The organism is Microcystis sp. LEGE 08355 (assembly GCF_015207185.1).
In the GTDB taxonomy this organism is placed as follows: domain Bacteria; phylum Cyanobacteriota; class Cyanobacteriia; order Cyanobacteriales; family Microcystaceae; genus Microcystis; species Microcystis panniformis.
The window spans coordinates 1-9,305 of the sequence record NZ_JADEXI010000138.1 but is presented as its reverse complement, the minus strand read 5'-3'; the positions used below and the strand labels follow the sequence as shown (position 1 = coordinate 9,305).

At 41.8% G+C, this 9,305-nt stretch carries 8 protein-coding genes and 1 pseudogene; 4 read left to right on the top strand and 5 right to left on the bottom strand.

The features are described from left to right. Positions 1 to 144 precede the first annotated feature (144 nt). Positions 145 to 426, bottom strand: a pseudogene (locus IQ242_RS09400) (flavin reductase family protein); the annotation flags it as partial. Positions 427 to 718: 292 nt separating this feature from the next. Between IQ242_RS09400 and IQ242_RS09395 the strand changes: the two are divergent. Both IQ242_RS09395 and IQ242_RS09390 read left to right on the top strand, forming a co-directional pair. Further along, on the top strand, positions 719 to 1,003 hold the full coding sequence (locus IQ242_RS09395; RefSeq protein ID WP_002766977.1) for a UPF0175 family protein: 285 nt from the start codon (positions 719 to 721) through the stop codon (positions 1,001 to 1,003). Continuing rightward, on the top strand, positions 990 to 1,472 hold the full coding sequence (locus tag IQ242_RS09390) for a DUF3368 domain-containing protein (RefSeq protein ID WP_002766976.1): 483 nt from the start codon (positions 990 to 992) through the stop codon (positions 1,470 to 1,472). Before IQ242_RS09395 ends, IQ242_RS09390 begins: the two co-directional genes overlap by 14 nt. Before the next feature lie 72 nt (positions 1,473 to 1,544). Here IQ242_RS09390 and IQ242_RS09385 read toward each other — a convergent pair whose 3' ends face one another. Continuing rightward, entirely contained in the window at positions 1,545 to 3,275 is a 1,731-nt protein-coding gene (locus IQ242_RS09385; RefSeq protein WP_193959783.1) for a diflavin flavoprotein, read from the bottom strand. 484 nt (positions 3,276 to 3,759) lie between these two features. Between IQ242_RS09385 and IQ242_RS09380 the strand changes: the two genes are divergently transcribed. Further along, the gene (locus IQ242_RS09380; protein ID WP_052276315.1) at positions 3,760 to 4,050 is read left to right on the top strand and encodes a hypothetical protein; all 291 of its coding nucleotides are present in this window, start codon (positions 3,760 to 3,762) and stop codon (positions 4,048 to 4,050) included. 355 nt (positions 4,051 to 4,405) lie between these two features. Here the strand turns inward: IQ242_RS09380 and hypF are convergent, their stop codons facing one another. Genes hypF through IQ242_RS09365 form a run of 3 tightly spaced genes read right to left on the bottom strand, consistent with a single transcriptional unit; the run spans position 4,406 to position 7,857 of the window. Then, the gene (gene hypF / locus IQ242_RS09375; RefSeq protein WP_193959782.1) at positions 4,406 to 6,670 is read right to left on the bottom strand and encodes a carbamoyltransferase HypF; all 2,265 of its coding nucleotides are present in this window, start codon (positions 6,668 to 6,670) and stop codon (positions 4,406 to 4,408) included. A 49-nt stretch (positions 6,671 to 6,719) separates the two neighbouring features. Next, positions 6,720 to 7,394 carry an ATP-dependent Zn protease gene (locus IQ242_RS09370; RefSeq protein WP_193959781.1) on the bottom strand — a complete coding sequence of 225 codons (675 nt, stop codon included), beginning with the start codon at positions 7,392 to 7,394 and terminating at the stop codon, positions 6,720 to 6,722. 52 nt (positions 7,395 to 7,446) lie between these two features. Continuing rightward, the gene (locus tag IQ242_RS09365) at positions 7,447 to 7,857 is read right to left on the bottom strand and encodes a hypothetical protein (RefSeq protein ID WP_193959780.1); all 411 of its coding nucleotides are present in this window, start codon (positions 7,855 to 7,857) and stop codon (positions 7,447 to 7,449) included. A 469-nt stretch (positions 7,858 to 8,326) separates the two neighbouring features. On the opposite strand from IQ242_RS09365, the gene hisN reads away from it, so the two are divergent. Next, a complete protein-coding gene (hisN, locus tag IQ242_RS09360) occupies positions 8,327 to 9,133 on the top strand; it encodes a histidinol-phosphatase (RefSeq protein WP_193959779.1) in 807 nt (268 codons plus the stop codon). Positions 9,134 to 9,305 lie beyond the last annotated feature (172 nt).

The window sequence follows — 9,305 nt, the reverse complement described above, 5'->3', positions numbered from 1 at the left end:
GCTGATACATCTGTAATAATTTAAGAGTCACTGCACTTGCGGGAGTGTCTATCCTGATATGTAGCCTGATTTAGTATTAGATTAGACCAATCAGGGTGGGTTATCCTGCCTGAAAACACCCCCTGAAATGATCATAACGACAAATTAATAATAACTGCCAGATTTGCGATGATGGATGGCGGTTAAACCTTGGTGTAAAACCTTACCTTTTTCTGCGATCGCATAAAGCAGCCAATGATCACCGCACTCCATTCGTTGTTCTACCCGACATTCCAGATAAGCGAGCGCTTCGGCCAAAATCGGCCCACCGTTCTCAGCTTTAGTGGTTTCGATATTAGCGAAACGATCTTCTCCTGGAGTAAAAGGTTTAAGAAAATGCTTCATTAAAGCTATATGTTGTCCTTCTTGCAGGATATTAAGGACAAAATGGATATAAAGTGGGTAGAGTCGATGGGAGGTATTATCAGCAATTCTCATTTTAAGGTTTCATGACATTAAAGCCCTTGCACCTAGAGGGGTTAATAATTCTTAACGAATCTCTAGATCGCTGAAACAACGCAAAATCGTTTCAAAATGAGAATTGCTGCCATCCTTATGAGAAACGCTGTAAGCTGTAATAATTAAGAGACATCTTAAAAAAAGTCAGAAACCCTTCTGTTCCCTGTTCCGGAGTTCCCTTGTCTCTAAAGTTAACTTTATTTTTAACTAGGTACTTAGAATGAAAAATGAAACATTAAATCTAGAATTTTCTCCCGATGTTCTTGCCGCTTTAAAAATAGGAATTGATGAACTCGGTCAAGAAATTAAACTTCTGGCCGCTATTTATTATTTTCAAGAAAAGCGACTTTCTTTAGGAAAAGCGGCGGAATTAGCGAGAATTAATCGCCTAGAATTTATGGATATTTTGTCTAAAAAAGGGATTGTATTGTTCGATTATGACGAATCGGCGTTAGCGGTTGAATTAAAGGGAATAGAAAAACTGGAGCCTGATGATTGTAAGTAACGCTACTCCCCTCATCGCTTTTGCGCGAATTGGTCAACTCGGTCTTTTACAAGAAATAGTTAAAAGCATCGTTATTCCTAAGGCAGTAGCTCTTGAAATCAGCACTTACGATCAAGACAAAACTGGCTCGATCGATCTATTACGAGAACAGTGGATTTCTGTCCGAGAAATCGCCTCTCAACAGCAGGTTTCCTTACTATTACCGACTCTAGATCGAGGAGAATCAGAAGTCATCGTCCTTGCACTAGAACAAAAAGCCTCTTTAGTGCTTATCGATGAATTAGCTGCTCGTCAGGTGTGTAAATCTCTCAATATTCCAATTACAGGTTCGATCGGTATTTTAATTAAAGCAAAACAGTTGGGAAAGATCGCTGCAGTCAAACCTTACATAGAAACGATGCAACAACAAGGCATATACTACAGCCAGAAATTTATTGATCTTGTTTTACAAACAGTAGCAGAAGGATAGGGGAGAGTATTGTTCACTTTCGGGATCGGCCGAAACCCTTATTTTTTGCGATCCCTTGCCCGTCACCATGAGTTAATAATAACTGCCAGATTTGCGATGATGGATAGCGGTTAAACCCTGGTGTAAAACCTTGCCTTTTTCTGCGATCGCATAAAGCAGCCAATGATCACCGCACTCCATTCGTTGTTCTACCCGACATTCCAGATAAGCGAGCGCTTCGGCTAGAATCGGACCACCGTTCTCAGCTTTAGTGGTTTCGATATTAGCGAAACGATCTTCTCCTGGAGTAAAAGGTTTAAGAAAATGCTTCATTAAAGCCAAATGTTGACCTTCTTGGAGGATATTAAGGACAAAAGGCGTACCGCTATAAAGCAGAGACTCGATCGCTCGTTCTTTCGCCACGGCAATAGTCAATCCGGGGGGAGTGAACGTCGCTTGCGATACCCAAGAGGCTAACATGGCGCCGCGCAATTCTCCCAATTCGCAGGTGACGATACACAGAGAACCCACCAAACGGCCCAGGGCCTGCGATCGCCGATCGCTTTGGGATTGGTTAACATTAGTTTTTGGTTGTCTGCTTTTGCGAGCTTTTTTGACTGCTTGAGCGAAATCGGTTCCCGCTTCCTCACAGGTCTTTAAAATTGCCTCCGTGGGTTTAAATTTAACCCGAATTGGCTCAAAACCGAAGCGATAACCGCCATCCCGGAATTTACCTTCCAAAAGATCGATCGCTTCACCACTCCAACCGTAGGAGCCAAAAACCCCCACCAGCTTGCTTTTATCGCCATTGGACAGGGTAATCCCCAAGGCGGTTTGGATGGGAGTCGGTGCGTGTCCTCCCAAAGTGGGGGAACCAAAGATAAAACCGACACTTTTTTCGATCGCCGTTTTGATCTCGTCCGGTTCAGCGAACTCGGCGTTAATCGCCGTCACTGCTACTGCCGCTTTCGTGATCCCCATGGCGATCGCTTGAGCGAGGGTGGCGGTGTTGCCGTAGGCACTAGCATAAATCAGGGCGATTGTCAACTCTTGGGACTTTTGTACTGCTAACCATTGTTGATAGGAAAGGGTCAATTCGTGCATCCCGTAACGCACCAGAGGACCGTGACCAACGGCATAAAATAAGGGCGATTTAGCGGCTAATTTCTCCAAAGCGTTGCTAATTTGGCTGGCATAGGGAGCCATGAGACAATCAAAATAATAACGCCGATCTTCGTTATAAACGCTCCAACCCTCATCAAAAATTTGGTCGCCACAAACGTGCGCTCCGAATAATTTATCGGTGTAGAGAATATCGGTTTTGCTATCGTAAGTACAGAGTTGATCGGGAAATCTGGGGTTAGGAGTGGGGATAAATTCTAATTGATGGTTTGCTCCTAAATTTAATATTTCTTCCCCCTTGACAACCAACAGATTTAATGCTTCGGTTTCGAGAATTTTTTTCAGGGAAATTGCCCCCGGATTAGAACAAACAAAAGTGACTTGAGGCGCGATTTCTAAAAGTGCCTTGAGGGTGACGGCACGATTGGGGTTAACGTGACCGAGGATAATATAATCAATAGTTTTCGGATCGATTCTTTTAGTTAAAGCCTCTAAAAATATGGCCGAAAATGATTCCCCCGGTGGATCAAAAAGAGCGACCTTTTCACCTTTAATCAGATAACTATTGGCGGTGGTTCCCTTTTGTAATCCATATTCGATCTCGAATTTTAACCGGTCCCAAGTGCGGGAACGAAAGACAAAAGTATCGACGGCAATCGGTGCTACTTGTACATCTCTCGGTTTGACAATTGCATTATTCATAATCTTAGTTACCAGTTATCAGTTAAGTAGTCAATTAGTTAAGCGGCAACTTGAGGCTGTCATCATTTTTTATTAGGCAAGTTTGGCATTAAAGTCAACACTTGATTTTTGACTAAATACAGCCTTTTATCGCTGGGGACGAGTGGGGAAATTTACAGGTTAAGTAGGGAGGTACAATTATTTGTAGGATGGGTTAGCGGTAGCGTAACATGATCGGGGGTTGGGTTTCATGCTTCAACCCAACCTACGTTCTAGGGACGAGTGGGGAAATTTACAGGTTATCTTGCCAGCCGGAAGGACATCAATATCTAAGGTACACTATCTCCGGGAAGAAACCTAGCTTCTAGCAATTTGTTCGCGGGTAAGAATACTCCTCTGGGGGGATTTGCCAGTCTATTGAGAAATTCTAAAGGGAAGGTGATCCCCAGAAGCGAGGTGCTAGTCTGAGGGAAACCCTGCTCTCTCCCTATCAGGCAAAGTTTTTATGAGCTATCAGCACTCGTCTTTTGACTGCACTAGCGCCAATTTTGAGAAAGCCGCTTTGAGTCATTTTCGCACTCTTGTGGCTTTTTTACCGGATAATTGCCGTGTTTACCGACAAACTTGGGAATTTTCTACGGTTCTCTGTCTCGATTTTCTAGCCTGTTTGCCGGGACTAGCAATCACTCATCAAAATTTCGCCCATCTAGTTAATGTGACACAAGAACTGGGTTTAGGTCAAGCAATTATTTTGAAAGTAGGCAATAAAATCGTTGAGTGGCATCGTTTAAGCTAAAATCTCAATTTTCGACCATCCCAACATTCTAGAAAAAAATCGGCTCTCTGTGTTCTTTGTGTCTCTGTGGTTTATCTTTAACGCTTATAACTACCTCTTACCTCTGGGTGCATCTCATTTTTGCACTCTCAAGAATTAATTATGCAAGAACTCTATAGTAGGGTTGATTCATGAATCAACCCTACCCAAACCCTGGAGCGCATTAGTTTTTCGGTGGGATGCTTACAGGCAGCTGCTGATATGTCTGTAATAATTTAAGGGTCACTGATAATTGCTGATTGTCGGTATTTCTGCAAATGTGAGATGAACCCCTTGCCTCTTGCCTATCCTAACCAAGAAGTTAATTTTGTCCTATCTAGAACTGTTTAAGTTTAGAAAAAGCTCCGATAATTTGACCGAGGCTAATACCACCATCATTAGTGGGAACAGTTTGCTGCCAGTAGGGTTGAAATCCTGAAGCTTGTAGGCGATTAATTGTTCTTTCCGTCAGATAACGATTTTGAAAACAGCCTCCCGTCAGGAGAATTTTTTCTCTACCTATTTTCTGAGCAATTTCTACAATAATCTCACATAAACTATTATGAAATTTAGCGGCAATTATGCCGATTTGTACTTGTTTTTCTAAATCCTCAACAACTCCTAAAATTATCTGATTCCAATCAATAACTATGGGTGAGTCAGCTGATAAAGAAAAATTATAATATTCCTCGGTTTTAATGTCCTCAAGGGCAAATTCTAACTGCATTGCTGCTTGTCCCTCAAAACTTAATTGATAACATAAACCCAGAATCGCCGCCACACCATCAAACAAACGCCCGACACTAGAAGTTAAAGGACAATTAATTTTTTTGGTTAACATTTGCCTAAAAATCGACCATTCCTGTTCACTAAAAGCTGATTTTATCCTATCGGTATTTTCCATAACTTCTAGTAATCCTAAAGCCACTCGTCTGGGTTCTTTAATCGCTTTTTCTCCTCCCAGTAATGGCCAGGGTTTAAAATGGGCGACTCGCTGCCAAGAATCGGCAGTGATATGGATAAACTCTCCCCCCCAAATTGTGCCGTCTAAACCGTATCCTGTTCCATCCCAAGCAACCCCTAAAACTGGAGGTTGTAGCTGATGTTCTGCCATGCAGGATAAAACGTGAGCGTAATGGTGTTGAATGGGAATAACGGGTAAATTTAAGCTATAAGCGTACTTGGTTGCTAGATATTCAGGATGAGCATCACAGGCAATAATTTCTGGTACAAACTCGTATAATTTTTTTAAACTATCGAGGATATTTTCAAAATGATTAACAGCATTAACTGTATCTAAATCGCCGATATGTTGACTAATAAAAACTTGATTTTTTTGATAGATAGCCACGGTATTTTTAAAATAACTTCCCACGGCTAGAATCGGAGGAAAATCTCCCTCATTAACTTTAACGGGAAAGGGAGCATATCCCCGCGCTCGCCGCAAAATCATTGCTTTTCCTGCCATTTCCCTGATAATAGAGTCATCCACTGGTCGAACTATGGGACGATTATGAACTAGAAATAAATCGGCGATAGTTCCCAATTTTTCTAAAGCTTCTTTTTCCTCAATACAGATAGGTTCATCGGCTAGATTACCACTGGTTGCTACAATAGGAAAGCCTAATTCTGCTAATAAAAGATGGTGTAGGGGAGTATAGGGTAACATGACTCCTAGATAGGGATTACCCGGAGAAACCGAAGGAGAAAGACAATTTTTTCTTTGTTTAATCAGGACGATTGCCGCAGCAGGAGACTGCAATAATTGTGATTCTAAAGAAGAGACATAACCGTGGTTTTTCACTAACTCAAGATTAGGATACATCACGGCAAAAGGCTTATCCGGTCGCTGTTTACGTTGTCGCAATTTTTGCACTGCTTCCGTATTTCTCGCATCGACAACTAGGTGAAATCCTCCTAATCCTTTGATCGCTATAATTTTTCCCTGTTGAATTGCTCTAGCAGTGGCGATTAAAGCTTGATCTTTTTCCGCTAATACAGTTCCTTGACTGTCTAAAAGACTGATTTGGGGTCCGCAACGAGGACAGGCATTCGGTTGGGCATGAAAACGGCGATCTAGAGGGGTTTCGTATTCCCTTTGACATTCGGAACACTGATTAAAACCCCTCATAGTTGTGGCACTGCGATCATAGGGTAAACTCTCGATAATACTGTAGCGAGGACCGCAGTTAGTGCAGTTAGTAAAAGGATAGCGATAACGACGATTATTCGGGTCAAAAATATCGGCTAAACAATCGGGACAAGTGGCTAAATCCGGCAGAACAATTGTATTTTTTTCACCGCCGCTGCTCTGGCGTATGCTAAAGTTTTGATAACCGACAGGATTTAACCATTGAGTCTCAATATTTTCAATTAGCGATTGAGGTGGTTTTTCTAAAGATAATCGAGTCAAAAAAGTTTCTAGTTTGTCTTGATCGCCCTCGACTTCAATAAAAACTCCCGCTGCTGTATTATTCACCCAACCCGTTAGGTTTAATTCCGTTGCTAATCGATAAACAAAAGGACGAAAACCGACCCCTTGTACTGCTCCGCGCACAATTAAAGCTAATCGCTGATCGGATTGAATGCTCTGATTATTCATAAAAATTTAACGGGGAAATTATCAAATCTATCCCTGATTACTTTTCCCGTTATACTAAACTTTCACTAATCACCCGACAGCATTCTTCCACACTGGCCCTTTTTTCCATAGCTATCACTAAAGCTTGATAGGCAGTCTGTTGTTTTTCTAAAAGAGTTTTTGCCTGTAATAAACTCCAGCGCTCTTTTTGGGCATAATTATTCTCAGGAACCCCCGCTAATTTTAAGGCCGATTGCAGATAAAATCGATCGCTTTCTCCCCCCTCCGCTTTACCATAAACTAAGGTTTCGGCAGCAATTCCCGCCATCCACACCGTAGAAATTCTCTCTAAAAAAGCCGGAAAATCGGTAAAGTTCTTGACTTTTTGCTCTAAATCTGCTAGTTCAAATTGAACACCGCCGACTCCCTCCTGGCCTTGACGAAAGGCTTCCCAAGCGGTCAAACTATAACTGGCGATCGGAATGCCCAAAATATAAGCGGTGAGAAAATGTCCGGCTTCGTGGTGAATAACTCTTTGACGGTGTTTACTGGGAGAAAGAGCATCCAGTAGTAAAGTCACGCCCCGGTTATTAAAGGTGAGAGTATCGACGGTAACTAATCCCAAGAGGCTAAAAGTAGCTAAAGCGGGAATAAAAGGCGAAATAGACAGCAAAGGGGTGACAAATACGGAAAGAGTGATCGAAAAAACGGTAATTGCGATCAGATTTAAAGCTGTCTGTTCCATAAAAATTAATAAAAAGATACAAATGCTTAATACTATGTTACATTGCCTAGTTTTATTTTCCCCGAATTAACCAACCAATTACCCCACCCACAAAAGCAGTCACAATCGATATACCGATCTGTTTCCAGTTTTTTACCTCCCCAATTTTTTCAGCTAAATCGGGAATTTTTCCCACGGATGCCTCGATGAGTTGCACTCTTTCATTTAAACCGGTGATTTTTGCGTCTAAAGTCCTGATTTCTACCTTAATTTCCGTCTGTCCTATCTCTAGGACTTGAATTTCTCTTTTGATCTCTCCGACGCTATTCTCGATCGCTTTTTGTCCATTCTCCAAAGAGGTTAAACGAGTTTCGATCGCTTTTTGTCCATTCTCCAGAGAGGTTAAACGAGTTTCGATCGCTTTTTGTCCATTGATAATCAGATTTTCTAACCTTTTTAGGTCATTTTCCGTAAAAGCCGTCATCAGCTAAACTCCTAATAGATTAATTTTTTCTCGTCTTGAGATTGAGTCGATCGTTGACTAATTTAATTATGGAGTCAAAATCAAACTGTTACCCATTGATAGTTCTAGGTTCGATGCCGCAATAGGGATTTAGGGTGATAGGCAAATTTCCCCCACTTCCCCACTTCCCGAATTCCCCTTTACCATAAATAAACATTATTGTTTTCCTGTATGGATAACTTTTATTGATGAATATCGCTCGCACTATCCAAGAGGCAATAGGGATTTAGGGTGATAAGCTAAACGGCGCTTAACCTGCATGATCCAATAGCTATAAACCTTTTGGAGTCTATATCGGTGATCCGAAGTAAAAGCCGTTTAGCTTAGGGAAATTTCCGCTAAATCCCTCACTTCCCCACTTCCCCACTTCCCCATCTCCCCTTTCCCATAAATAAACATTATTGTTTTCCTGTATGGATAACTTTTATTGATGAATATTGATCGCACTATCCAACTAGCTCATCAATTAGCGGACACTTCTGGAGAGATTATCCGGCGCTATTTTCGGCAGCCCCATCTAGAAACCGAGACCAAACTCGAGCAAGTTTCCTCAATAGTAACAATCGCCGATCAAGAAGCTGAGGAGGCGATGGTGGCGATTATTCGGCGAGAATTACCCGAAGATGGGGTTATTCGAGAAGAAGGAGCCAATATTCCCTCCCAAAGTGGTCGTTATTGGGTATTGGATCCGATCGATGGCACATCCTCTTTTGTCAAAGGATTGCCTATTTTTGGAACTTTAATCGGCCTAGTGGCAGAAAATCAACCGATTTTAGGAATTGTCGATCAACCGATTTTAGGCGATCGCTGGTTAGGAGTGAAGGGAAAAGCGAGTCTTTATAATAACCAGATGATTGTTAATCCCTACTGTCAAGATCGGGAACTTGTCTTAAAAAATGCCTGTTTAGCCTCCACCACTCCCTTAATGTTTATCACAGAACGACAACAAGCGATCGCTCGTCAGCTGCAAACCGTCTGCAAACGTACCGCTTTTGGGGGTGATTGTTATAACTATATGATGTTAGCCACTGGCTGCACTGCCATGGCGATGGTAATCCTAGAATCAGACCTGAAATACTACGATTTTTGTGCTTTAATTCCGATTATTGAAGGTGCGGGCGGAATAATTAGCGATTGGTCAGGTAATCCCCTACAAGCTGATTCTAGCGAAGTTTTAGCCGTCTCTAATTCGGTTTTATGGCGGCAGGTTTTAGAACAAATCAGCAGAGTGGGTTAGTGCCAATACTAAGATAATTAAGGCTGGCTGAATAAATCTAAAAACCTTGTTGGGTAAGACTTTTAGACTTTTTGTCAATCAAAAAGTACCAGTTATGGGAGTGATCGTGGGAAAATTACGGGACTTTTTCTCTGAAAATTAGGTAATTGACCAGATGGGAATCAGTAAAAAC